20 protein-coding genes are annotated in these 24,504 nt (G+C 68.0%); 7 read left to right on the top strand and 13 right to left on the bottom strand.

The window, feature by feature from the left end:
* Position 1 precedes the first annotated feature (1 nt).
* The gene (locus VGI12_10070; GenBank protein HEY2433006.1) at positions 2 to 2,935 is read left to right on the top strand and encodes an FAD-binding and (Fe-S)-binding domain-containing protein; all 2,934 of its coding nucleotides are present in this window, start codon (positions 2 to 4) and stop codon (positions 2,933 to 2,935) included.
* Positions 2,936 to 2,995: 60 nt separating this feature from the next.
* Here the strand turns inward: VGI12_10070 and VGI12_10075 are convergent, their stop codons facing one another.
* Positions 2,996 to 3,298: a hypothetical protein gene (locus tag VGI12_10075; GenBank protein ID HEY2433007.1), complete on the bottom strand. Its 303-nt coding sequence runs from the start codon at positions 3,296 to 3,298 to the stop codon at positions 2,996 to 2,998.
* A 62-nt stretch (positions 3,299 to 3,360) separates the two neighbouring features.
* Complete coding sequence (locus VGI12_10080; protein HEY2433008.1) at positions 3,361 to 3,555, bottom strand: hypothetical protein; 195 nt, start codon at positions 3,553 to 3,555, stop codon at positions 3,361 to 3,363.
* Between the two features lie 78 nt (positions 3,556 to 3,633).
* Between VGI12_10080 and VGI12_10085 the strand changes: the two genes are divergently transcribed.
* Positions 3,634 to 5,418: a thiamine pyrophosphate-requiring protein gene (locus VGI12_10085; protein ID HEY2433009.1), complete on the top strand. Its 1,785-nt coding sequence runs from the start codon at positions 3,634 to 3,636 to the stop codon at positions 5,416 to 5,418.
* 53 nt (positions 5,419 to 5,471) lie between these two features.
* On the opposite strand, the gene VGI12_10090 is transcribed toward VGI12_10085, so the two are convergent.
* The 3 genes from VGI12_10090 to VGI12_10100 form a co-directional block, all read right to left on the bottom strand.
* Positions 5,472 to 6,992, bottom strand: coding sequence for a Gfo/Idh/MocA family oxidoreductase (locus VGI12_10090; GenBank protein ID HEY2433010.1), 1,521 nt, complete (start codon positions 6,990 to 6,992; stop codon positions 5,472 to 5,474).
* A gap of 126 nt (positions 6,993 to 7,118) precedes the next feature.
* Entirely contained in the window at positions 7,119 to 10,415 is a 3,297-nt protein-coding gene (locus tag VGI12_10095) for a TonB-dependent receptor (protein ID HEY2433011.1), read from the bottom strand.
* Positions 10,416 to 10,591: 176 nt separating this feature from the next.
* Positions 10,592 to 11,416 (bottom strand): TonB family protein, encoded by an 825-nt coding sequence (locus VGI12_10100; GenBank protein ID HEY2433012.1) that lies wholly within the window; start codon positions 11,414 to 11,416, stop codon positions 10,592 to 10,594.
* A gap of 90 nt (positions 11,417 to 11,506) precedes the next feature.
* Here VGI12_10100 and VGI12_10105 point away from each other — a divergent pair, with 90 nt between their 5' ends.
* Positions 11,507 to 12,757, top strand: coding sequence for an NAD(P)/FAD-dependent oxidoreductase (locus VGI12_10105; protein ID HEY2433013.1), 1,251 nt, complete (start codon positions 11,507 to 11,509; stop codon positions 12,755 to 12,757).
* Here the strand turns inward: VGI12_10105 and VGI12_10110 are convergent.
* Positions 12,693 to 13,511, bottom strand: coding sequence for a VWA domain-containing protein (locus tag VGI12_10110; GenBank protein HEY2433014.1), 819 nt, complete (start codon positions 13,509 to 13,511; stop codon positions 12,693 to 12,695). The two genes, VGI12_10105 and VGI12_10110, sit on opposite strands and share 65 nt — an antisense overlap.
* Here VGI12_10110 and tatA point away from each other — a divergent pair.
* Positions 13,498 to 13,728, top strand: a complete 231-nt coding sequence (gene tatA, locus VGI12_10115) for a twin-arginine translocase TatA/TatE family subunit (protein HEY2433015.1) — start codon at positions 13,498 to 13,500, stop codon at positions 13,726 to 13,728. The two genes, VGI12_10110 and tatA, sit on opposite strands and share 14 nt — an antisense overlap.
* A 25-nt stretch (positions 13,729 to 13,753) precedes the next feature.
* Here the strand turns inward: tatA and selB are convergent, their stop codons facing one another.
* Positions 13,754 to 15,622, bottom strand: coding sequence for a selenocysteine-specific translation elongation factor (gene selB, locus VGI12_10120; GenBank protein ID HEY2433016.1), 1,869 nt, complete (start codon positions 15,620 to 15,622; stop codon positions 13,754 to 13,756).
* A gap of 10 nt (positions 15,623 to 15,632) precedes the next feature.
* Positions 15,633 to 17,888 (bottom strand): ribonuclease R, encoded by a 2,256-nt coding sequence (gene rnr / locus VGI12_10125; GenBank protein ID HEY2433017.1) that lies wholly within the window; start codon positions 17,886 to 17,888, stop codon positions 15,633 to 15,635.
* Between the two features lie 55 nt (positions 17,889 to 17,943).
* On the opposite strand from rnr, the gene VGI12_10130 reads away from it, so the two are divergent.
* The 3 genes from VGI12_10130 to VGI12_10140 are packed head-to-tail and all read left to right on the top strand — an operon-like array spanning position 17,944 to position 19,717.
* The gene (locus VGI12_10130; GenBank protein ID HEY2433018.1) at positions 17,944 to 18,549 is read left to right on the top strand and encodes an RNA polymerase sigma factor; all 606 of its coding nucleotides are present in this window, start codon (positions 17,944 to 17,946) and stop codon (positions 18,547 to 18,549) included.
* A complete protein-coding gene (locus VGI12_10135) occupies positions 18,542 to 19,135 on the top strand; it encodes a hypothetical protein (GenBank protein ID HEY2433019.1) in 594 nt (197 codons plus the stop codon). Before VGI12_10130 ends, VGI12_10135 begins: the two co-directional genes overlap by 8 nt.
* A gap of 12 nt (positions 19,136 to 19,147) precedes the next feature.
* On the top strand, positions 19,148 to 19,717 hold the full coding sequence (locus VGI12_10140) for a hypothetical protein (GenBank protein HEY2433020.1): 570 nt from the start codon (positions 19,148 to 19,150) through the stop codon (positions 19,715 to 19,717).
* A gap of 39 nt (positions 19,718 to 19,756) precedes the next feature.
* Here VGI12_10140 and VGI12_10145 read toward each other — a convergent pair whose 3' ends face one another.
* The 5 genes from VGI12_10145 to gatB all read right to left on the bottom strand — a co-directional run bounded on the left by VGI12_10145 (position 19,757) and on the right by gatB (position 24,461).
* Positions 19,757 to 21,148, bottom strand: a complete 1,392-nt coding sequence (locus VGI12_10145; protein HEY2433021.1) for a DUF4147 domain-containing protein — start codon at positions 21,146 to 21,148, stop codon at positions 19,757 to 19,759.
* Positions 21,099 to 21,380, bottom strand: coding sequence for a hypothetical protein (locus VGI12_10150; protein HEY2433022.1), 282 nt, complete (start codon positions 21,378 to 21,380; stop codon positions 21,099 to 21,101). Before VGI12_10150 ends, VGI12_10145 begins: the two co-directional genes overlap by 50 nt.
* 86 nt (positions 21,381 to 21,466) lie before the next feature.
* The gene (locus tag VGI12_10155) at positions 21,467 to 22,357 is read right to left on the bottom strand and encodes an ABC transporter permease (GenBank protein ID HEY2433023.1); all 891 of its coding nucleotides are present in this window, start codon (positions 22,355 to 22,357) and stop codon (positions 21,467 to 21,469) included.
* Positions 22,357 to 23,016, bottom strand: coding sequence for a cell division ATP-binding protein FtsE (ftsE, locus tag VGI12_10160; protein ID HEY2433024.1), 660 nt, complete (start codon positions 23,014 to 23,016; stop codon positions 22,357 to 22,359). The genes VGI12_10155 and ftsE overlap by 1 nt, the downstream gene beginning before the upstream one ends.
* Positions 23,013 to 24,461, bottom strand: coding sequence for an Asp-tRNA(Asn)/Glu-tRNA(Gln) amidotransferase subunit GatB (gatB, locus tag VGI12_10165; protein HEY2433025.1), 1,449 nt, complete (start codon positions 24,459 to 24,461; stop codon positions 23,013 to 23,015). Before gatB ends, ftsE begins: the two co-directional genes overlap by 4 nt.
* Positions 24,462 to 24,504 lie beyond the last annotated feature (43 nt).

The following is a 24,504-nucleotide window of genomic DNA, read 5'->3' on the forward strand; positions in this document are numbered from 1 at the left end:
CATGCACCAGCCGCTTCCCTTGATTCGCTCCACCAGAGACCGCCGCCATCGCTTTGGATCGCACGACTGGACCGACGCGGCGCGCGCCGCGCTCGCACGCGAGCTGGCAGGCGCCATCGAAGGCGAGGTCCGCTTCGACGCCGGCTCGCGCGCGCTGTATGCGACTGGCGGATCGAACTACCGTCAGGTGCCGATCGGCGTCGTCATGCCCCGCCACGCCGGCGACATCGTCGAAGCGGTGCGGATCTGCCGGGAGCACGACGCGCCCATCTTCGGGCGCGGCGGCGGGACGAGCCTCGCCGGCCAGTGCTGCAACGTCGCGGTGGCGATCGACTGCTCGAAATACATGAACGGAATCGTCCACCTCGATCCGGAGACCCGCGTGGCTCGAGTGCAGCCTGGTCTCATCCTCGATCACCTGCGAACCGCAGCCGAGCGGCACCAGCTCACTTTCGCGCCGGATCCCTCGACGCACGATCACTGCACGCTCGGCGGCATGATCGGCAACAACTCGTGCGGGGTGCACTCGGTGATGGCAGGCAAGACCGACGACAACGTCGAAGCGCTCGAGCTTCTGCTCTACGACGGCACACGGATGCGGGTCGGTCCGACCAGCGAGGAGGAACTGGACGCGATCGTCCGCGCCGGCGGTCGACCGGCCGAGATCTATTCGGCCCTCCGCGCGCTGCGCGATCGCCACGCGGACGCGATCCGCCGCGAGTTCCCCGACATTCCCCGCCGCGTCTCGGGTTACAACCTGCCCTGGCTGCTGCCGGAGCATGGATTCAACGTCGCCCGCGCGCTCGTCGGCAGCGAAGGCACGTGCGTCATGGTGCTCGAAGCGGACGTGCGTCTCGTGCCGAGCCCGCCGTGCCGCACGCTCGTCGCGCTTGGCTATTCCGACGTCTATGCCGCGGCCGACGACGTCGTCCGGATCATGGAATACGGGCCGATCGGCCTCGAAGGCATGGACGATCGTCTTGTCCGCGACATCCGCCACATCGGCATTCGGGAGGACTCGCTGCGCCAGTTGCCCGACGGAAGCGGCTGGCTGCTCGTCGAATTCGGGGCCGACACCCGCGACGGCGCTGACGATCAGGCGCGCCACATGGTCGACGACCTGAGCCGGCGCGGACATGCCCCGGCCGCGAAGATCTTCGACGACCGCGCGCAGGAGCAGCAGATCTGGCGGACGCGTGAGGCCGGGCTCGGCGCGACGGCGCACGTCACCAGCGACCATCCGACGTGGGAGGGCTGGGAGGATTCCGCCGTCCCGCCGGCGCGTCTGGGCGGCTATCTGCGCGACCTGCGGCAGCTTCTCGACCGCTATCACTACATCGGCGACTTCTACGGCCACTTCGGGCAGGGATGTCTTCACACCCGCATCAATTTCGATCTGTTCACAGCGGCCGGCATCGCGCACTTCCGCTCGTTCATCGAAGAAGCGGCCGAGCTCGTCGTCTCGTACGGCGGATCGCTCTCCGGCGAGCACGGCGACGGGCAGTCGAAGGCCGAGATGCTGCCGAAGATGTTCGGCCCGGAAATCATGCAGGCATTCGGCGAGTTCAAGCAGATCTGGGATGCCGGCAACCGCATGAACCCGGGCAAGCTCGTCGATCCGTTCCGGATCGACGAGAACCTTCGCTACGGGGGCGACTACAACCATCCGTCTCCGGCAACGGAGTTCCGCTATCCCGACGCCGGCGGCAGCTTCGCACGCGCGATGCAACGCTGCGTCGGAGTCGGCGAATGCCGCCGCACCGATCGCGGGACGATGTGCCCGAGCTTTCAGGTGACGCGCGAAGAGCGCCACTCGACCCGCGGACGCGCTCACCTCCTGTGGGAGATGCTCGAGGGCGATCCGGTGAGCGGCGGATGGCAGAGCGATGCGGTGAAGGAATCGCTCGATCTCTGCCTGTCGTGCAAGGGATGCAAGGGAGACTGCCCCGTCCACGTCGACATGGCCACCTACAAGGCGGAGTTCCTGTCGCACTACTACAAGAGGCACCTGCGGCCCCGCACCGCCTACGCCTTCGGGCTGATTCACTGGTGGGCGCGGGGGGCCGCGATCGCGCCGTCGCTGGCGAACTGGATGACGCAGACAGCGGGTGTATCGGCTGTCGCCAAGCTGCTGTCGGGCGCGGCGGCGGCCCGGCGGATGCCGGCCTTCGCACCGGAAACGTTCACGTCATGGCAGGCGAAGCAACGCCGTGCAAGGGTGCGCGGCCACGACCAGGTCGTCCTCTGGCCCGACACGTTCAACAACCACTTTCATCCCGACACGGCGATCGCGGCATACGAACTGCTCGAACGCGCCGGGTTCGATGTCATCGTGCCGCGGCGCGACGTCTGCTGCGGGCGTCCGCTGTACGACTACGGCTTTCTCGGGCTCGCCAGACGGCAGCTGCGGCGGACGCTGGCCGATATCCGCGACCAGATTCGCGCCGGCCTGCCGGTGATCGTCCTCGAGCCGTCCTGCGCCGCCGTGTTTCGCGACGAGCTGCCCAACATGCTTCCGCACGACCAGGACGCGGCGCGGCTCGCCTCGCAGGTGACCCTGCTCGGGGCGTTCGTCCGGCGGCACCAGGATCGATTTCGTCTGGCGCGTCTCGAGGCGGGCATGCTGTTTCACGGGCACTGCCATCAGAAGGCGGTATTCGGTGTGGACGATGACACGGAACTGCTGCGCTCGCTCGGTGCCCAGGTCGATGCTCCAGACACGGGCTGCTGCGGGATGGCCGGCTCGTTCGGGTTCGAGGCGTCGCACTACGATCTCTCGATCGCGGTCGGACAGCGCGTCCTGTTACCCGCAGCGCGGCGCCTCCCCGTCGGCTCGCTGATAGTCGCCGACGGTTTCAGCTGCCGTGAGCAGCTCGCGCAAGCGGCGGGACGCCATGCCCAGCACCTCTCGCAGATCCTGCGTCAGGCCGTCTGAGGTCGCGAGGGGAGGCAGAGGCCGGCTGGGCCAACCCAGCCGACCCTTGCCGTTCGACCTCTAGCGGGTCCCGACCGGGTGGTGGCCGGTCACCCGATCCCAGGCGTCGCGGACGGCATGTTTCACCTGGTCCCAGCTGAAACTGCCGCGGTGTGGGTAGCTGTTCCAGCCGCGGGAGAGCTCGGGTTCCGAGTCCTGCCAGGTTCGTTCCCCGTCACGGTTCGCCGATTCGTAGCCGTATCGGTAGGCAGGTTCCCAGAGACTGTAGTCCGGCGCATCGACCGTATACGGGCGCGAGCTGAAAGTGTTGCGCCAATACGCGCTCTCGTCCTGCCAGCTCGACGGTGTATTGCGATTCCGCATTCGATACCTCCTGTCACCCGTGAATGCAATGTGCGTTCTCCAGGCCTCGCGGTCGAAGCCGACTAGACTGACGTGCGCAGGTCGTGCAGCGCGGCCTCGGTTTCTTCGAGCGTCGCGCGGGTGCGATCGGCGATCGCCTCGGCGCGCCCGAGCGCCGAGCGCATGCGCTGCCGTCCTGCCTCGACCACGGACCAGGCCAGCACACCGCCCGCCCACACGCCCGCGATGGCCGCAGACCACTTCAGAAATGTCTTCATGACCCGGCTTCCGTGCAAGATCCCGACCCGCGATTGGATCCGGAGCGGACGGATCTCGAATTGCTTGTTCGATCCCCCATGACTGTCAGCGATCAACTCGTGCAGAGGCTGTCGAGCTGGGGCGTGACCCGAATCTACGGATATCCCGGTGACGGCATCAACGGCATCATGGGCGCGCTCGAGCGCGCGCAGGAGCGCATGCGTTTCATCCAGGTGCGCCACGAGGAGATGGCGGCGTTCATGGCGTGCGCGCACGCCAAGTTCACGGGTGAGGTCGGCGTCTGCCTGGCCACATCCGGACCCGGCGCCATCCACCTGCTGAACGGCCTCTACGACGCGAAGCTGGATCACCAGCCGGTCGTCGCGATCGTCGGCCAGTCGGCCCGCGCGGCGATCGGTGGCGAGTTCCAACAGGAGGTCGACCTGCTGTCGCTCTTCAAGGACGTCGCGCACGAATACGTCCACATGGCGTCGACTCCCGAGCAGATGCGCCACCTCGTCGATCGCGCGATGCGCATCGCCCGGGCCGAACGAACCGTGACCTGCATCATCGTCCCGAACGACGTGCAGGAGCTCGACGCCGTCGAAGAGCCGCCGCGCACGCACGCAACCGTGCATTCCGCACTCGGATTCACGACGCCGCGCGTCGTGCCCTACGATGCCGACCTGCAGCGGGCGGCCGATATCCTCAACGCCGGAGAGCGGGTCGCGATCCTGGTCGGTGCCGGGGCGCTGCACGCCGCCGACGAGGTGGTCGACGTCGCCGAGGTCCTCGCCGCAGGCGTGGCCAAGGCACTGCTGGGCAAGGCCGTTCTGCCCGACGACTATCCGTTCGTGACCGGCCCGATCGGGCTTCTCGGCTCGAAGCCGAGCTGGCAGATGATGGAGGCGTGCGACACGCTGCTGATGGTCGGCAGCAACTTTCCGTACAGTGAGTTCCTGCCCAAACCCGGTCAGGCGCGCGGCATACAGATCGACATCGACGGGCGGCTGCTCGGGATTCGCTATCCGATGGAGCTCAACCTGATCGGCGACAGCCGCGAGACGCTGCGCGCGCTCCTGCCGCTGCTGGCGCGCAAGGCCGACCGCACCTGGCGCGACACGATCGAGAAGAACGTCGCCGAGTGGTGGCCCCTGCTCGAGGCGCGGGCGATGGCCGACGCCGAGCCGCTGAACCCGCAGCGTGTCTTCTGGGAGCTCTCGCCGCGGCTGCCTGACGACTGCATCATCTCGTGCGACTCGGGCTCGGCGGCAAGCTGGTATGCGCGCGACCTGAAGATCCGCCGCGGCATGAGGGCGTCGCTATCGGGCACGCTGGCGACGATGGGGCCGGCCGTGCCCTACGCGATCGCCGCCAAGTTCGCCTATCCGGACCACGTCGTCATCGGCATCGCGGGAGACGGCGCGATGCAGATGAACGGCCTGAACGAGCTCATCACGATCGGCAAGTACTGGCGCGAGTGGAGCGACCCGCGGCTGGTGATTCTCGTGCTCAACAACCGCGACCTCAACATGGTGACTTGGGAGGAACGCGTGCTGGCCGGAGACCCGAAGTTCGAGGCGTCGCAGGACCTCCCCGATTTCCCGTACGCGGACTATGCGAAATCGCTCGGCCTGGACGGCATCCGCGTCGACAGCCCTGGAGCGGTCGCCGCCGCCTGGGACCGCGCGCTCAGCGCCGATCGGCCGTTCGTCTTCGAGGCGATCACCGATCCGAACGTGCCGCCGCTGCCGCCGCACATCTCGATCGAGCAGGCGAAGAACTTCGCGTCATCGGTAATCAAGCGCGACGTCAACGCGATGGGGTTTCTGAAGGACACCTGGAACCAGGTGACGGCCCGCTTCACGACGCCGCGCAAATAACAAAAGGCGGAGCGCCACGAGCGCTCCGCCTTTTGTCTTCTGTTCTCTGTTTGTTATTTCTGTCCGGACGTCGTCATGTCCTTGGCGTTGGCGATCTTCGGCACTTCGAAGCCCTTCCGGTACTCCCGCGTCAGCAGCTCGTTGGCCTTCTTCTCGTTGCCCTTGAACTGCTCGTTCTTGCCGTCGAACTCGAGCGAATGGCCGACCAGGTAGGACGCGTTGGCCATGTGGACGAGCGCGGCGGACAGGTGCCCTTCGAGAATGTCGCAGGTCAGAATCTTGGGATCGTTGGCGCGGATGGCGTCGATGAAGTTCTGGTAGTGCGGGAACTCCACCGTCGTCAGCCCCTGGGCTTCAGCCTGCTGTGAATCCGGCTTGTCGGCCGACCCCGGGCCCTTCTGGTTCTTCGAGCCCACTTCGCCGACGTACGACTGCCACTGGCGGCCGCTCTCCTCGATCCAGAGCCAGCCCTTCGAGCCGTAGAAGATGTTGCCGATGCGGACGCCGCCTTCGTCGTTGGTGTGCTCGCCGCGCGTGCCGAACTCGAGGTAGGCGCCGTCGGCGTACTGGAAGAGCGACGTCTGCATGTCGGGCGTCTCCTGCGCGCTCGGCTGCTCGCCGAAGTAGCCGCCCATCGAGCTGACCTTCACCGGGTGCTCGCTCTTCCCCAGGCCCCAGCGCGCGATGTCGAACTGATGCGGCCCCTGGTTGCCGGTGTCGCCATTGCCGTAGTCCCACTGCCAGTGCCAGTTGTAGTGGAACCGGTTGCGGTTGAACGGCTTGGCCGGCGCCGGGCCGATCCACAGGTCGTAGTCGACCTTCGACAGGTACTCGGTCGTATACGGACCGTCGTTGCCCCTGCCGCCGACCGTGAACGAGAACGCCGGATCGCTCGCCTGCATCGGACCGTCGGGATACTTGCCGATGTTGGGCCGCGGCTTGAAGCAGAGGCCGCGCGCCATGTAGACCTTGCCGATGCCGCCGTCCTGGATGAACTTGATCGCGTCGATCACGGCCGGACGGCTGCGGTTCATCGTGCCGACCTGCATGATGCGGCTGTGAGTGCGCGCGGCATTGATCATCTGCCGCCCTTCCCACATCGTGTGCGACGCCGGCTTCTCGATGTAGACGTGCTTGCCGGCCTGGGCGCCCCAGATGCTGGCGAGCGCGTGCCAGTGATTCGGGATCGCGATCACGACAGCGTCGACGTCCTTGTCGTCGAACACCCGCCGCAGATCCTGCTGGTAGGCAGGCTTGAAGGTCGGCACCTTGTCGAGCACCGCCTTGTCGTTGGCTCGCGACGCGAACAGATTCTCGTCGACGTCGCAGAGCGTCTTGACTTCGACGTTCTTGAGCTGGGCGAAACCGCGCTTGAGCGCGTTGCCCTGGCTGTGGATACCGATATGCGCGATGACGACGCGATCGTTGGCGCCGAGGATGCGACCGCCGGCGTGCGCCGCGCTGACGAACGGCCCGAAGGCCTCGGCCGCGACGACGCCGGCCGCGGCCGCGCCCACGCGGGTTGCGAAATCCCGGCGGGTGATGCCGCCCTGATCGGTGCGATCAGTTGCCACGCGAACCTCCTGACTGTCGGCCGGACACAAACGCGCCCGGACCGGGCATGGTAGCACGCGCCGGTCCGGGCGCCCCTAGAAGCGGAGCGGTGAAACGCAGAGGTGGTGAACCACTCCTGCCGTCGTTTAGAACCTCACCTTCAGCCCGATCTGCACCTGCCGCGCCGTCGTCCCGCACAGCGAGCACGAGGGGCTCGACAGCATCGCCGAGATGGTCCCGACGGCGGCGTTGCCGATCGTCGTGTTCGGGTTGGCGAACTGCGGATGGTTCAGTACGTTGAACGCCTCGATCCGGACCTCGGTATTGGTGTGGCCGAACTTGGTGTTCTTGACGAGCGACGCGTCGATGTTGACCGACCCCGGCCCGCGGATGATGCCGCGGCCGGAGTTCCCATAGGTGCCGGTCGTGTCTGTGGTCGCCACGAAGCACGACGTGTCGAACCAGTGATCGATCGTCGGGTTGTCGATCGTGCCGTTGCAGACGCGGTCCGGCCGGTTGCCGGTGCCGGTCGACGCCACGCCCTGGGTCTGGGTCACGGTCAGCGGCAGACCGCCGCGGATGAGCATGATGCCGGCCAGCTGCCAGCCGCCGTAGTACTGGCCGCGCGCCCAGGGGAGCTCGTACACCCAGCTCGACGAGAACGTGTGCTTGATGTCGTAGTCGGCCGGGCCGTGGTTGTACTGCGGATCGAAGATGTTGGTCAGGGTGACGGTGCCGTCGTTGTCCGATGACAGGTCGAGCGCCTGGCCCCACGTGTACGAGTTGAGGAAGGAGAAGTTGTTCGCGAAGCGACGCTGGAACTTCATCTGCAGGGCGTTGTAGTCGAGCGTCCCGCTGCTCTGCGACTGGCCGAGCGTGCGCAGCAGCGGGTCGGTCAGGATGAACGGCCGGTTGACGTTCGCGTCGGTCACGCCGACGATGGGCGGCGCCTGGTTCGCGTCGGTCTTGATCATCATCTGACGACCCTGCGAGCCGACGTAGGCGATTTCGACCAGGTAGTTGGTGGCGAAGCCGCGCTGGGTGTTGATGTTCCACTGGCGCGCGTAGGCGTCGCGGAAGTTGACGTCGAAGATCGACCGCGTCGAACCGGTCGGCGAGGCGGACGGATTCACCCCGGGCGGCGCCGGCAGGCTGTCCTTCAGCAGCAGGTTGCTGCCGTAGGCGCTCGGCGTCGGCGTCAGCGCCGTCGACTGGAGGAACGGCTGGTTCTGCGCCTTGGATGACGAGGTGCCGCCGGGCGAGAAGTTCCAGTAGATGCCGTAGCCGCCGCGGACGAGCATCTTGCCGTCGCCCGCGATGTCGTAGGCGAAGCCGACGCGCGGCCCGAGGTCACCCTTGGAATACGTCTGCAGGCGGCGACCCACCTTGACTCCGGCGATCGTCGCGTCGTCCGAGGCGAGCACGAACTGGCCGGTCGTCACGTCGAAGTTCGACTGCCGGTTGTCGATCTCGTCCCAGGGCGGGAACACGTCGTAGCGCAGGCCCATGTTCACCGTCAGCTTCGACGTCGCGCGGTAGTCGTCCTGGAGGTAGGCGCCGATCTCCGGGCGCTTCTCGGTGTAGGTGTTGGCGTCGAACAGGTTGCGGTTCTTCGCCGCGGTCAGGCCGAGCTCGAAGCTCGCCACGTCGAAGCCGGTGGTGCTGTTGACCGTGCACCCCGCCGGCTGGCCGGCGCAGTTCGACGTCATGTTGTTGTTGAAGCCGAACTGCCCGACGATCGTGTCGGCGTTGAGAATCTCGCGCGAGCGCAGGATCAGGTTGCCGCCCATCTTGATCGTCTGCTTGTTCCTCGTCCAGGTTACGTTGTCGGCGAACGAGAAGTCGTTCTGGTTGGTGATGAGCGGCTGATTGCTGTTCGCCCCCAGGTTGCGGATGTTCTGGAAGGTCAGCTGCGTCATGCCCGAGGTGGCGTCGTTGAGGTTGATGTTCGCCAGGCCGACCGCCGCGGCCGGATTGGCCAGGTAGTCGATCGGCGTCATGAAGAACTTGATCGACGTCCAGCCGAAGCGCGCCTCGTTGAGCAGGTGGCTCGAGATGATGTGGGTGTCGTTGAACGCCAGCCCCTGCGCTTTGACGTTGCCGTCGCCGGCGCCAAAGGTCGCGCCGGCGTCGCCGTGCGGCAGCGAGGCCGGCTGCACGCGGTGCGTCTTCTGGTAGCTGTAGCGCACAAAGAAGCGGTTGGCGTCCGACAGGTTCTCATCGAACTTGGTGTCGAACTGGTCGTCGTGCCGCGTCTTGACCGGGTTGATCAGGTAGTTGTTGATGATCTGCCCGTTCGACGAGCGCGTGCCGGCGGTGTTCGGCTCCGGATACAGCTGCTTGAGGATGTTGGCCGCCACCGGGTCGAATCGGTCGGTCGGAATCACGTTTCCGGCGAAGGGCTGGCCGGTCTGCGGATCGAAGATGGTGCGGTTCAGCTCGGAGAAGTTGCCGTTGCGCATCGCCAGCGACGGCACCGTCGACAGGAACGTCTGCCCCTGGTCTTCACGATGCCCCTGGTAGGAGCCGAAGAAGAACGTCTTGTTCTTGAAGATCGGGCCGCCGAGCGTGCCGCCGAACTGGTTTTGCTTGAAGTCGGGCTTGGCGCGGCCGGCGCGGTTGTTGAAAAAGTCGTTGGCGTCGAACGCCGAGTCGCGGTGGAACTCGAACGCGCTCCCGCTCAGATTGTTGGTGCCCGACTTGATCTGCAGGTTGACGACGCCGCCAAGCGAGCGGCCGAACTCGGCCGAGTAGGTCGAGGTCTGCAGCTTGAACTCGTCGAGGGAGTCGACGCTCGGGAAAATGACGACCGTCTGCAGCCAGGTCTCGTTGTTGTCGACCCCGTCGAGCATGAAGTTGTTGTCGCGCGGACGCTGGCCGTTGGCGGAGAACGACGCCGAGGCGCGCCACGCGAGGCTGCCGGCGCCGTCGATGTTCGCGCCAGGAATGCCGCGCAGTACGCCCGGCACCGTGCGGGTCAGATTGACGAAGTTGCGGCCGTTGAGCGGCAGCGCCTCGATATTCTGGTTGGTGATCGTCGCCCCCAGCTCGGACGTCGAGGTCTGGACCAGCGGCGTCTGCCCGACGACGGTCATCGTCTCCGACAAGGCGCCGGTCTCGAGCTTCAGATCGACGCGGACCTTCTGATCGACGCCGAGCTCGATGTTCGACAACGCGAGCGCGCGGAATCCGGTGAGCTCCGCGGTCACCGTGTAGTGCCCCGTCGGCAGCGACGGGAACGTGTACTCGCCGCTGGCACTGGAAGTGATCGTACGCGAGAGGCCGGTGCCTTCATTCACCGCCGTGACTTTCGCATCGGGCCGGATGGCACCGGTCGCGTCGGTCACGGTTCCGAGGATGGTTCCGCTGACGGCCTGCCCAAATGCGGGGCCGGCCGCGCTTGCCGCGATCAGCATGCTGATCGTGAGAACGCGCCTAAACATTCCACTTCCTCCCGTAAGACGGATGTTCCGAGGCCGGGCGAAGCGTAGCGCATGGCAGTCCATGCGGCAACCGAATACTGAGGGAAAGGGGACTGGTCCCCAGTATGCCTGTGGGACCGGAGTACGGACGGGAATGTCGGCGCCGGCCGGTTCCCGGCCGGGCGAGACGGGAATCGTTAGCGGAGTGTGAACGTCAGTTCGACGTTGACGATGACCGGGACGGGCTGTCCCTTGAACATGCCGGGCCGGAACCGCCACTGCTTGACCGCAATGACCGCCTGCTGATCGAGGCCAAACGTGGAGTCGAGCGACCGGGTGATCTTGATCGACTTGGGATCGACGGTGCCGTCGGGGAGCACGACGCACTCCATTTCGACGACCCCCTGCAGCTTGGCGCGCATGGCGTCGCCCGTGTAATTGGGCTTCACCTCGCGCATCAGCACGGGCGAGGTGACGCCGTTGCCGATCTGGTAGACGCCCCCACCGATGCCGCCGCCGCTACCCTCGCCGACGCCACTCCCGGTGCCGTTGCCGATACCGCTGCCGCGCCCGTTGCTGCCGGAGCCGGTTCCAGTCGGCACCTCGAGTCCCGAGATCGAGCCCGGGAGCGTCTGCACGGCATTCGCGGTCTGGAGCGGCACGGTGATGTCCGGCATCGGCACGTTCGCCGGCTTCGGAATCGGCTTGACCTCGACCGGCTTGCTCGCGACGATCTCCGCCTTGCGCGGCGGCTCGAAGTCCTTGGGCCGCCCGCCGCCGCCGCCCCCCGGACCCTTCTGTGGCAAAAAGATGAAATCGAGCTTCGTGGGCACGTCGGTGACGGTCTGGACGATCTGCCGGGCGTGCGTGGCGGTGTAGATGAACAGGCCGAGCAGCAGCACGTGCGCCACGATGGAGACACCCGTACCCTCCCACCAACTGGTCTTGACCTGACCGTGCGGCAGTTCGCCGACGAGAAACTGGGAGTTCGGGCTCGCGCCCTTGAATTGTGCGTCCGCCATGGCGGGGGCTACGACCATTGTACGCAATTTCGAGTCCTTCGCTTTGGACGCAGAATCCTCCCCCCTGGCCGCGATATACGCTTACCAGGGGTGGAGCGTTTCGAGGTCATCGTCATCGGAGCAGGACCATCCGGGGCCGTGGCGGCGGCCGCGCTCGCATCCGGCGGCGCACGGGTGGCGATGGCCGACGGCAGCCATCCACGAGAGAAACCGTGCGGCGGCGGCGTCACGCGGCGCGCGCTCGAGCTGATTCGCGCGCTCAGCGGCATCGATGGACACCCATCGCCCGACCCGCCGGTCCCCTTCGCGCCGGTTGGCCGCGTGCGGTTCGAGGCGGGCGCTCGCGCCGCAACGGTCCCCCTTCCGGCTGGCGACCTCGATGTGTTCGCCCGCGAGCCGTTCGACGCGGCCCTGGTCGCAACGGCGGTCGCACGAGGCGCCTCGCTGATTCGGGCGCGCGCCACATCCATATCCCGCGACGCCGGGATGTGGACGGTGGCATTCGCCGACGGCCGATCGGCGACCGCCCCGTGGATCCTCGGCGCCGATGGCGCGGCCGGGATCGTCAGGAAGACGGTCGCGCGCCCCTTCTCGCGGTCGCAGCTGTCGATTGCGGCCGGATCGTACGTGGATGCTCCCGACATTCCGGAAATCGTAATCAGGTTCGTAGATCGTCCGCGCGGATACTTGTGGTCCTTTCCGCGACCCGGACACTTCGCGGTCGGCACGTGCGCGCAGGCCGATGAGACGTCAACCAGGGAGATGCACGCCATCACCGACGCGTGGCTCGACCGGTATGCTCCGGCGGCGTCGGGACACCGGCGGCGCTACGCCTGGCCGATCCCGTCGTTGTCGGCAGGTGACGTCGACGCCGAGCGCCCGGCCGGGAACGGCTGGCTGCTCCTCGGGGACGCCGCCGGCCTGGTCGATCCGATCACCCGCGAGGGGATCTTCTTCGCGCTCCGCTCGGGGCAGCTCGCGGCCGCGGCGCTGACCACCGCGAACCCGGCGCGCCAGTACGCCGCGGCGGTTCGCGACGAGCTGTACGCCGAGGTGCGCCGAGCCGCGCGGCTGAAGGCCGGCTTCTTCCGTCCGCGTTTCACGTCGCTGCTCGTCGACGCTCTGCAGCACAGCGCCGGCATCCGCGACGTGATGATCGACCTGGTGGCCGGCCGCCAGCCGTACCGGGGGCTGAAGCGCCGCCTGCTCCGGACGCTCGAGGTCGGGCTCGCATGGCAGGCCCTGCGCCAGGACTGGGCTCGCGAACCCCGCCAGCTCAGCGCGCCAGGTAGCCGTCGCGCGCGCGCACGGTCACGTCGGGACGACGGACCCGCACGCTGATGGCGCGCCACTGGTTCGCGCCGGCGACGATCGGCCTCGCCGGCGAATACCCGAGCAGATACTGGTGGTGCAGTTCCAAGGCGATCTGGTGCGCCGCGGCAGTCGCCTGCCCCGGATCGCGCGTCTGGAACGAGCGCCCGCCCGTCAAAGCGGCCAGCTGTGGAAACAGCTCGGCTCGGGCCTCGCCGAGAGCGACCGGGTAGATCATGACGTCGGACGCCCGCGCGCGCGCCAGGGCCTCGCGCGCACCGGCGCGGCTGTAACGGTCGACGCCGTCGGAAAACAGCACGAGCGCACGCCGGCCCCGCGCCGACTGGATCGCGTCGATCGACGCGATCACGGCGTCGTGGAGGCCGGTCGTTCCCCACGGCTTCAGCGCGTCCAGCACCCCCAGCTGAGGCGGACGGTCGGACGAAAGCGGCGCGATCGTCTCGATCTCGGACCCGATCGCGATGAGCGTCGACTGGTCCTCGCGGCGGAGGTCCCCAAGAAATGCGCTCGCCGCGGCGACCGCGGTCGGGAGCCGCGCCGTCATGCTGAAGCTGCGGTCGATCGCCACCGCCACCGACAACGGAAACTCCCCCTCCGCAAAGGCCGAGAGCGACTGCGGCTCGCCCTCTTCCAGCACGGTGAAGTCGGCCCGCGTCAGGCCGGTCACCGGTGCACCCTCCCGATCGACCACCGCCGCGTAGACCTCGACGAGGTTGACCCCGGACGTGAACTGCGCCGCCAGCCCGACGGTGCTCAGGAACAAGGCGGCCAGCGCCCCGAAAGTGGTAGAATCGGAGCGTTCTGTTTCAGGGAAAGGCTTCATCATGCTCGGCAGGCTCGGTATCCCGGAACTCATCATCATCCTGATGATCGTCATCCTGATCTTCGGGGCAAACCGTTTGCCGGAGATCGGTCGCGGCATCGGCAAGGGGATCCGCAATTTCAAGGACGCCACCAAGGAAGGCGAAGACCCGAGCTGATTCTCGGTTGATCCCGGGATCGGCCCTACAGAATCACCCGCGCATCGCCGACCCGCCTCGTGATTCGCTCGCGGTCCAGCCATTCGAGCAGCGGGATCGCAAACTTCCTCGTCACGCCGAACCGCTCCTTGAACGCCGCGACATCCACCGTCGCCCGGCTCCCCTTCAATCCGGTCACGTCCTGCTTCAGGCGATCCAGCGCTTCCGCGTGAAACAGCATCGTCTCGATCCGCACGAGCGTCTTCTGCCGCAGCAAGAGCTTCGCCACACGATCAGCCACCGCCCCCGTCACCTGCGCTGACGCCGCGGCTGCGGCGAGGTCCGGAGGCGCCAGTCCGGCGGCGCGAAACACCCCGGCGATGGCGGTCTGCGCCTTCCCTTCTTCGTCGCTGAGCGTCACCCCGCGCCCCGGCAACGCGAGCCGATCGCGCCCGGCCAGCCTGCCTGCCTTGCCAAGCCGCTGCACGACCTCGTCGAACAGCGCCGCCGGCGCCGCGCCGAAGATCCGCTCGCGCGCTTCCTCGCGCGGCATGCCGTCAGCGAGCGGGTGCGCGCCGTGGTAGCTGTCGAGCGCCGCCAGCAGGCGGGCCTCGAGATCCGCCACCACTGGCGCGGCGAAGAGCGCCGACCCGACGGTCACGACCTCACCGGCCGGCAGGGCGCCGGCGCGCCGCAGGAGCGCCGCACGCTCGATGCCACGGGTGCGCGCTTCCTCGACGAAGGCCATCGCCGCGTCGCTATCCGAGGCGGCCAGCCGCTTGAAACGCGCGAGAGCTGGCGCGGTCCGGATCGGCGTTCGCGACGGCTGCGGATCCAGGACGATCCCGCCGCCGATCGTCAGCGGCGGCGAATACTGCCGCAGCACGAACCGATCGCCGCGCGCCAGTACAGCTGACGCTTCGAGACGGATCCGCGCAAAGGCGCCTTCACCCGCCCTGAGCTCGGTGACGTCGGCGAGCCCGACACGCGCGAGCAGCTCGGCGGTCCCCTGGTGAAATCGGACGCGGCCGCCGTGTCGGAGCCGGCGCGCGTCTTCGAGCAGTTCCACCCGCGCGTCGAAGCGGCGCGTCACCTCGAACCCGCCCTCGATCGTGAGGGTGTCTCCGCGGGCGAGGTCCGACACCTCGACACCGCCGAGGTTGACCGCGACCCGCCGCCCGGCCTCAGCCCGCGTCTCCGGCGCGCCGTGCACCTGAAGACCGCGCACTTTGACGCGGCGGCCGTCCGGCAGCACGACCAGGTCGTCGTCGGCGCGCAGCGTCCCGGACGTCAGCGTGCCGGTCACCACCGTGCCGAACCCGCGCATCGAAAACACCCGATCGATCGGCAGCCGGGGGGCGCCGTGCGGCGGCCGCCCGGCTGAGGCCGGCGCCAGATCGGCGAGCGCCGCGCGGAGCGCATCGAGCCCCTCGCCCGTACGCGCCGAGACGGCAACGATCGGCGCGTCGGCGAGCTGCGAGCCGGCCACCAGTTCCCGCGCCTCCATCTGCGTCACTGCCAGCGTGTCGGCATCGACGAGATCGGTCTTGGTGACGGCGATGACGCCACACGGAATCCGCAGCAGCCGGCAGATCGCAAAGTGCTCGCGCGTCTGCGGCATCACCGATTCGTCGGCCGCCACCACCAGCAGCACGGCATCGATCCCGCCGACGCCCGCCAGCATGTTCTTCACGAACCGCTCGTGCCCGGGCACGTCGACGAACGCGAGGTCGACGTTGCCGACCGAGGCGTGCGCAAAGCCCAGATCGATGGTGATGCCGCGGGCCTTTTCCTCTTTGAGCCGATCGGGATCGGTGCCGGTCAGCGCCAGGACGAGCGAGCTCTTGCCGTGGTCGATATGCCCTGCCGTCCCGATGACGACCGACGTCGGCGTGGCCCGTGCGGCATCCCTCATGCGTGGCTCGTCAGCGGCGCCTCCGCCGTCGCTCCTGCCGCTCCTTCTTGCCCGGCCGGCTGTTGGTGGGGCGGCGTTCGGCCTTGGGCTCGGCCTTGCTCCGCCGCGGACCGCGGTTCTGCTCGGACAGGCGCACGCGATCGAGGATCTCGGCGAGGCCGAGGTCGATCTGCCGGCGCTCCATGTCGACCTTGATCACCTGCACCCGGACGCGATCGCCGAGCCGGTAGACGCGTCCCTGGTTCTCGCCGCGCAGGATGTGCGCCCGCTCGATGAATCGGTAGTAGTCGTCGGCCATCGTCGAGACGTGCACCATGCCCTCGACGAAGTGCTCGACGAGCTCGACGTAGAGGCCGAACGCGGTCACGCCCGTCAGGTAGCCCTCGAACTCGTCGCCGACCTTGTCGGCCATGAAGCGCACCTTCTTCCACTGCACGAGCTCGCGCTCGGCGTCGTTGGCCCGGCGTTCCCGCTCGGAGGTGTGGCGCGCCATCTCGGGCAGGTCCTCGGTGAGCTGCTCGACGCGGTCGGCCGGCATACCGCGGCGCGACTCGCGCAGCGTGCGGTGCACCACGAGATCCGGATACCGCCGGATCGGGGAGGTGAAATGCGCGTAGTAGCTGGCCGCCAGGCCGAAGTGCCCCAGGTTCTCCGGGTCGTAGCGCGCCTTCTGCATCGTCCGCAGCATCAGGAAGGCGATCGGCTTTTCCTCGGGCTTCCCCTGGATCTTCTCCACCAGCCGCTGGAAGTGGCGCGGCTTGACGGCATTGGTCGGCGCGCCGAGGCTGTAGCCGAGCGTGCTGACGAACTCCTCGAACTCCTCGACCTTGAGCGGGTCGGGCGATTCGTGCACGCGGTAGAGCGTCGGCACGGCGTGCTCGTCGAGGTGCTGCGCGACAGTCTCGTTGGCGACGAGCATGAACTCCTCGATGATCCGGTGGGCGACGTTGCGCTCGCGGGCGATGATCTGCTCGACCATCCCCTGGTCGTCGAGGATGATCTCCGGCTCCTTGAGGTCGAAGTCGATCGAGCCGCGCCGGCGCCGGCGCGCGTTGAGGATCTCGAACAGCTCGCGCATCGTCTCGAACATCGGCACCAGCGTCGCGTACTGGCGCAGGAGTCGCGGCTCGCGATCGGTCAGGATCGCGCTGACGTCCGTATACGTCATGCGCGCGTCGCTGTGGATCACGCCGTCGTGGATCTCGTAGCGGACGACCTCGCCGCGGCGGTCGATTTCCATCAGGCACGACTGCACCAGGCGGTCGACCTGCGGGTTCAGGCTGCACAGGCCGGTCGACAGCTCCGCCGGGAACATGTGGACCGCGCGTTCGGGGAAGTAGACCGACGTCGATCGCTCGTAGGCCTCCTCGTCGAGCGCGCCGCCTTCCGGCACGTAGTGGGCGACGTCGGCGATGTGGACGCCCAGCCAGTAGTGGCCGTTGGGGAGCTTCTCGATCGTGATCGCGTCGTCGAAGTCGCGCGCGTGCTCGCCGTCGATCGTCACCGTCGTCTGCGGGCGGAAGTCGGTGCGGCCGCGGATGTCCTTCTCTTTCACGGCGCCGCCGAGGCGCGTCGCCTCCTCGATGGCCGCGGGGCCATGCGCGTCGTTGATGCCGTACTTGCGGATGATGATCTCGGTGTCGACGCCCGGCTCGTCGATGCCGCCGAGCACGTCGACGACGCGGCCGAGCGGGCTGCGGGTCGGCGTCGGCCAGCGGGTGATCTCGACCACCACCATGTCCCCGGCCTTGGCCTCGCCGCGTTCCTCGCTGGCGATCAGCACGTCGACGATCAGGCGGCGGTCGAACGGCACCAGGAAACCCATTCCCGATTCATCGACCTCGAAACGCCCGACCACGCTCGAGGCGCCGCGCTCGAGGATGCGCAGGATCCGTCCCTCGGCGCGTTCGCCGGTCCGCTCGACGCGCACCACGACCTTGTCGCCGTGCATCGCCTGATTGAGATTGGTGCCGGCGATGAAGATATCGCCCGCCACGCCCTCGAGTGGCCGATCCGGGACGACGAAGCCGAAACCGCGCGGATGGGTCTGGACGCGGCCGACGACCAGGTTCATGCGATCCGGCAGACCGAAACGGTTGCCGCGCGTCTGAACGAGATGGCCGGCCTGGACGAGCTCCTTGAGGAGCCGGGTTACCGTGGCGCGCTGCTCGCGGGGGATCTGCAGCCGCTGCAACAGTTCGCGGGACGTGGCAGGATGTTCGACCTTCTCGCGGATCAGCGTCAGCAGTTGTTCGCCGTTCAACATTGCGTTCATTCTACTTTTCCCAACCGGAATGCCGGCTCAGCACTCTATAGACCGTGTGACCGCCGCGGAGGCCGCCCCCGCCGACGACCTGGCGCTCGTGCGCCGAGCCCAGGCTGGAGACGCGGACGCGTTCGGGGCGCTCGTCGAACGGCACCGCCGTGCGGTCTTCCGGGCGGCGCTCGCCGCGGTGCGGTCGCCGGTGGAGGCCGACGAGGTCGCGCAGGACGCGTTCATCACCGCGTTCCAGAAGCTGGCGGGATTCCGCGGCGAGGCGTCGTTCAAGACATGGCTCTTGTCGATCACCTGGCGAAAGGCGATCGATCGGCGCAAGAGCGTGACCCGGTGGCTGGAGCGGCTGGCGGCGCCCGCGGCTCATCGCGACGGCGAGGAGCGGGATCCGCTGGAGCGGTTGTCGGCGGGATCGTGGACGCAGGAGGACGACGCGCTGACGGCGGACCTGCGGCGGCGGCTCAAGCCGCTCATCGCAGCGCTGCCGAGGAAGCTGCGCGACGCGCTGCTGCTGGCGGGATCGGGTGATTACAGTTACGAAGAGATCAGTCAAATGTTGGGTATTCCTTTGGGGACGGTGAAGTGGCGCGTCTCTGAGGCGCGCCGGGTGTTGAAACAGAAGATGGCGGGGATGGGGTACACGGATGTCTGAGGTCGGCGAGCCGCAGTTCGAGGGTCGAGGGTCGCACGACCGGTTCGACCGGGCGATCGATCGGGCGGTGCGCGAGATGCTCGACGTCGAGCCGCCGGCGGATCTGCGGGCGCGGATCGTGTCGCAGCTGCCCGGATCCGGCTCGCGGCTGCCGGGCGCCGGGTTGTGGCTTCCAGCCGGCTCGCAGCGGACTCGCTGGATCCTCGCTGCGGGGGTCGCGGCGGCGATCCTGCTCGCGCTGGTCGTCACGCGGCACGATACGGCGATCCTGCCGCACGCGCCGGTTGTCGCCACGGCGCTGGATACGCGGCTGCCTGCCAAACGCGTGGCGGCGGTCGAGCCGCCGCCGGCGATCCCGCTTGCGCCGCCGCGCCCGGTGGCCGCCGCGGCGCCCCGCAGGATTGCGGCCGCCGCCGTCGAATTGGATGGCCCGTCGATCACGATCGAACCCTTGAACAGGATCGCACCGATCAACGTCGCCCCGATTGCCGGGAGCCGCGTCACGCCGGCAACGATTGCAATCGCCCCGTTGTCTCCGATCGCCGAAATGCAGATCGCACCATTGACACCGCCCGACCGGCGGTAAGACGAGGAGCCTATGTTGAAGAGAGTCGTGTTCATGATTCTGGCCGTCGCGTTCGCCGCCACAGCGTCAGCGCAGACGGCCAAAGCCGCGCCGGCAAAGGAAGTCAGCAAGAGCGATGCGGCACCCGCGAAGGCGGCGCCGCCCGAACCGGCGCCGCTGCCGATCAACGTCAAGATCGAGGTGTCGATTACCGATCAGACGGGCACGAATCAGCCGGCGAAGAAGATCGTGACGATGATCACGAGCGATCGCCAAAGTAACAGTATCCGCAGCAGCGCGAGCATGCCTGTGAAGGCGGGCGCGAACGGACCGATGGTCAACTATCGCAACGTGACTATCAACGTCGACGCGCGCCCGACCATCGTCCAGAAGGAGCCGAACAGAGTACTGGTCGCCTTTGGCCTCGAGTATCTCCCGAAGTCCGCCGGCGGGTCGGAGGAACTCGAACCGGGCATGTCGCAATTGAACGAGCGCCTCACGCTCGTGCTCGACTCCGGCAAGCCGATGATCGTGTCACAGGCGGCCGACCCCATGTCCGATCGCAAGATCACCGTGGAGGTCACTGCGACCATTCTGAAGTAGCCTGCCTCTGCGATCTGAAGGGCGGATGTCGGGTCCGCCCTATCTCCGCGGCCCGTCGGGCGTGCCTTCAGGTTCGCCGCTCACGAACACCTGCAGGTCCCCCACGTTCGTGCCGGTCGGCCCGGTGACGACGAGATCGCCGAGTGCCAGGAAGAAGGGATGCGAGTCATGCCGCCCTAGCGCCCCGCTGGCGTCCAGGCCGAGCGCCTGCGCCCGCGCGATCGTCGTCGCGTCGGCGATGGCACCCGCCGCATCCGTCGGGCCGTCAATCCCGTCGGTGCCGATGCTGGCCAGGGCGATGTCGCCGCCGCGCGCCATCGCCAGCGCGGCCGCCAGCGCGAACTCCTGGTTGCGGCCCCCCACTCCCGTCTTCCCTTCCAGCGTCACCGTCGTCTCGCCACTGGCGATGATGCAGGCAGGCCGGTCGTGTCGGGCCGCACGGGCCTGCGCACGCTCGACGAACGCCCGGCCGGCGGGCGCGGCCGCCCCGAACGTCGGCGGATCGATGCGCTCGACCACGTAGCCGAGCCGCGCGGCTTCCGCAGCCGCGCCGTCCATCGCGTCACGTCTCGACCCCGCCAGAACGAAGTGGGCTCCCGCCAGACGCGAATCGCCGGGCTTCGGCGTTTCTGCGATCTCGCCGCGGAGGCCCCGCTGCAGAAGTTGCACGATGCGGCTCCGCGACTGCTCGTCGCCGGCGAACAGACCGGCGAAGGTGGTCTGACCCCCGTCTGACCCCGGTTTGACCCCGGTCTGACCCCGGTCTGACCCTGGGTGAAGGGCGTGGAGGGCGGCAGCGAAGGTCGAGGGGTCGGCGACGGTCGGGCCGGAGCCGATGACGGCGGGGTCGTCTTCGATCGGGCTGTGGACATCGGAAATCGCGTAGGTCACCGACAGGCCGGCCGCTGCCGCGAGCTGTCCACCCTTGATCGCCGAGACGTGCTTGCGGACGGCGTTGATCGACGCGATCGGCAGACCGCTTCCGAGAAGCCAGCGCGTCAGGCCGATCTTGTCTTGCAGGGTCAGCCCCTCGGCCGGGGCGGCCAGCATGGCCGACGCGCCTCCCGACAGCAGCACCACCAGCAGCTCGTTCCGCCGGCGCGACTCGGCCGCCAGGGCAAGCGCCCGGCGCGCCGACTCGACGCTCGCCGCATCGGGCAGCGGGTGCGATCCCCGAGCCACCAGCAGCTCGCGGATCCGCGCTCCATACACTCGCCGGAAGGCATCGGCCATCGGCACGGCTGCCTTGCCGGCAGCTATGACAGTCAGCGGAACGTCAGGGGAAACCGGGTGGAGCGCCAGCGCGCGTGAGAGGAGCGCGGACGCATCGCAGGCGCGCAAGGCACCCGCAACAATCGCACGGAGGTGGGCGTCGAATCGATTAGTGATATTTCCTGGGATCGTTCCAGCCCGACAGGCCGGTGACGACATCGAACTTCCGCAGCAGACCGGTCATCACGGCGTCGGCATCATCGCGAACGCACAGATGCTCGAGCTGGTTCAAGACCCGGGAGATGGCGCAGTCAGCGTCGGTGATGGCGCGCTCGGAATAGTATTCGCGCTGTCGCGCGAGACACGCGCGGTGTTTCAGGAATTCTTCGCGGTAGAAGGCGGTGAGAAAAGCTGCGCTCGAGACCCGATCCGGGCTGGTAACGCGTGCCATGCGACTCCTCGGGTGAGACATATCCGAGTGGATGAATCGAGTCTAAGTCGCGGCGCCGGAGCTTGTCAAACAAATGTCACACGGACTCAGCGGACGCCGCGCGCCACGGCGAAACCGCCGAGGCAGCCGAGCGCCATACCCCCGATTACGAGCAGGAGTACCACCTGCGCCGGCACAAAGGCGAGCCCTGTCAGCCCGACCGCATCCCCCAGAAAGGCCGCATAGCGCACCCGGATCGCGGCAAAGGCGGCCAGCAGCGCCGCCACCGCCAGCACCGCCCCCATGCCCCCCTGGACCAGACCCTCGGCGATGAACGGCCCGCGGATGTAGGCGAAAGGGGCCCCCACCAGCTGCATGATGTCGATTTCCTCGCGCCGCGCGAGCGCCGCCAGTCGGACGACGTTGGCGACGGTCATCGCGCTGGCGACCGTCAGCAGCACGATGATGATGACGCCGACGCCGCGGACGACCCGCACGGTCGCGTTGAGGCGTGCAATCCACGTCCGGTCGTAGCGCACATCGGCCACGCCGCCGACTGCGCCGAGCGTTGTCACCAGCGTGTCGATCGCCGCGGTCGCGTCCTGCGCGACGTCGTTGAGGCGGACCTCGTAGGAGGACGGAAACGGATTGTGATCGAGCGATGCGGACGCCGGCGCCAGGTCCGGGAACTCCCGCGCGAACTCGCGCCGCGCGTCGTCCTTCGACACGAACTGCACGGACGACGCCAGACCGCTCTGGTTGACCATCTCGCCGACCGCCGCGACCTGCGCCGGCGACGCATCGTCTCGCAGATAGACCGCGAGTTCGGCGGCGTCGGTCCAGCCGCGGACGACTCGCTGCAGGTTGGCGTTGACCATGACGAAGAAGCCGAGGACGAAGAGGCCCGCAGCAATCGTCGCGATCGACACCACGGCGGCGCGGCGGCTTCGCCAGAGGCTCTCCGCCGCCTCGCTGAAGAAATAGCCGAGGGCCCGCATCAGGCGACCTCCACGAGCGCGCCGTGATCGAGCGTGACGGTGCGGCGGCCGACCCGGCGGATCAACTCGCGATCGTGCGTCGCCACCAGCACCGTGGTACCGCGCGCGTTGATCTCGCGGAACAGGTTCATGATTTCGAGCGACAGGTCCGGATCCAGGTTCCCGGTCGGTTCGTCGGCGAGAATGATCACCGGATCGTTGACGAGCGCACGCGCAATCGCGACCCGCTGCTGCTCGCCGCCCGACAGCTCGAGCGGATAGGCGGACATGCGGTGCTGCAGCCCGACCCACTTCAGCACCTGGAACGTCCGCCGCTGCTGCTGCGTCGGCACCATGCCGAGCACGCGCGGCACGAAGGCGACGTTCTCGAGCACGGTCTTGTTCGGCAGCAGCTTGAAGTCCTGAAAGACGAATCCGAGTGAACGGCGGTACGCCTGCACCTGGCGCAGCGACAACTGCGACAGGTCGCGACCGCCGACGACCAGACGCCCGTCATTGGGGATTTCCTGCCGCAGCAGCATGCGCAGCAGCGTCGACTTGCCGGCGCCGCTCGGTCCGGTCAGGAACACGAACTCCCCCTTGTCGATCCGCAGCGACAGATCGCGCAGGGCGTAGACGCCGCGGCTGTACATCTTCGAGACGTGCTGCGCCTCGATCACGCGGGCTCCTCGAGGAAGCGCTTCACCGCCGCGTTCACCGTCGCCGGATCGGCCTTGCCGGCGGAGGCCTTCATCACCTGGCCGACGAGAAAGCCGAACGCCTTCGACTTGCCGGCCCGGTATTCGGCGACGGTGGCGGGGTGCCCGGCCAGCGTCTCGCGCACCATGCGATCGATTGCGGCGGCGTCGTCGATGCGCGCCAGCCCCTCGGCGTCGACGATGTCGCGGGCGGAGCGCGGCGTCCCGTACATCTTCTCGAAGACGTCCTTGGCGACCGGGCCGGTGATCGTGCCGGCGTCGATGAGCGCGATCAGGCCGCCGAGCGCCTCGGCGGCGAGCGGCGCCGACTCGATCGCATCCCTGGTCTCCTTCAGCTTGCGCGCGAGTTCCCCCATCACCCAGTTGCTCGCCGCCTTCGGGTTGCCGCTCGCGGCGGCCACCCGCTCGAAATAATCGGCGAAGGCCATCGACTGCGTGAGCACGCCCGCGTCGTATTCGGGGAGCCCATACTGCGACACGAAGCGGGCGCGGCGTGCCTCGGGCAGTTCGGGCAGCGACCCGCGGATCCCTTCGACCCACGCCGGGTCGACGGCCAGCGGCGCGAGATCGGGCTCCGGAAAGTAGCGGTAGTCGTCGGCCTCTTCCTTGGTGCGCATCACCGTCGTCCGGCCGGTCGAGGGATCGAAGAGCCGCGTCTCCTGCACGAGCGGGGTGCCGTCACGCCGGGCCTGAACGTGCCGCGCGATCTCGAACTCGACCGCCCGCTGCACGTGGCGGAACGAGTTGAGGTTCTTCAGCTCGGTCTTGACGCCGAAGGCCGTCTCGCCGGCGGGCCGGACCGAGACGTTGGCGTCGCAGCGCAGGCTGCCCTCTTCCATGTTGCCGTCGTTGACGCCGACCGCCACGAGGATCTCCCGGACGCGGCTGAACGCCTCGGCGGCGTCGGCGGCCGATCGGAGGTCGGGACGCGTCACGATCTCGACGAGCGGTACGCCGCTGCGGTTGAAATCCAGGTACGTGGACCGCGACGAGTCGGGGAGCCCGTCGTGGAGCGACTTGCCCGCGTCCTCTTCCATGTGCACGCGGATGACGCCGACCGCGATGCGACGGCCGTCCGTCGAAAACGCGATCTCGCCGTCGGTCGCCAGCGGCTGGTCGTACTGCGAGATCTGGTAGCCCTTGGGCAGATCAGGGTAGAAGTAGTTCTTGCGCGCGAACACGGAGGCGGGATGCACCTGACAGCCGAGCGCGAGCGACGTGCGCACCGCCAACTCCACCGCCCGGCGGTTGAGCACCGGCAGGGCGCCGGGCAGCCCCAGGCACACCGGGCACAGCGCGGTGTTGGGCTCGGCGCCGAACCGCGTCGAACAGCCGCAGAAGATCTTGGTGGCGGTCAGCAGCTGGGCGTGAATCTCCAGACCGATGACCGGCTCGAATTCGGGCACGTGCGGCCGATTGTATTTGGAAATGTGGAGATGTGGAAATGTG

It is taken from the genome of Vicinamibacterales bacterium (genome assembly GCA_036496585.1).
Taxonomy (GTDB): Bacteria; Acidobacteriota; Vicinamibacteria; order Vicinamibacterales; family 2-12-FULL-66-21; genus JAICSD01.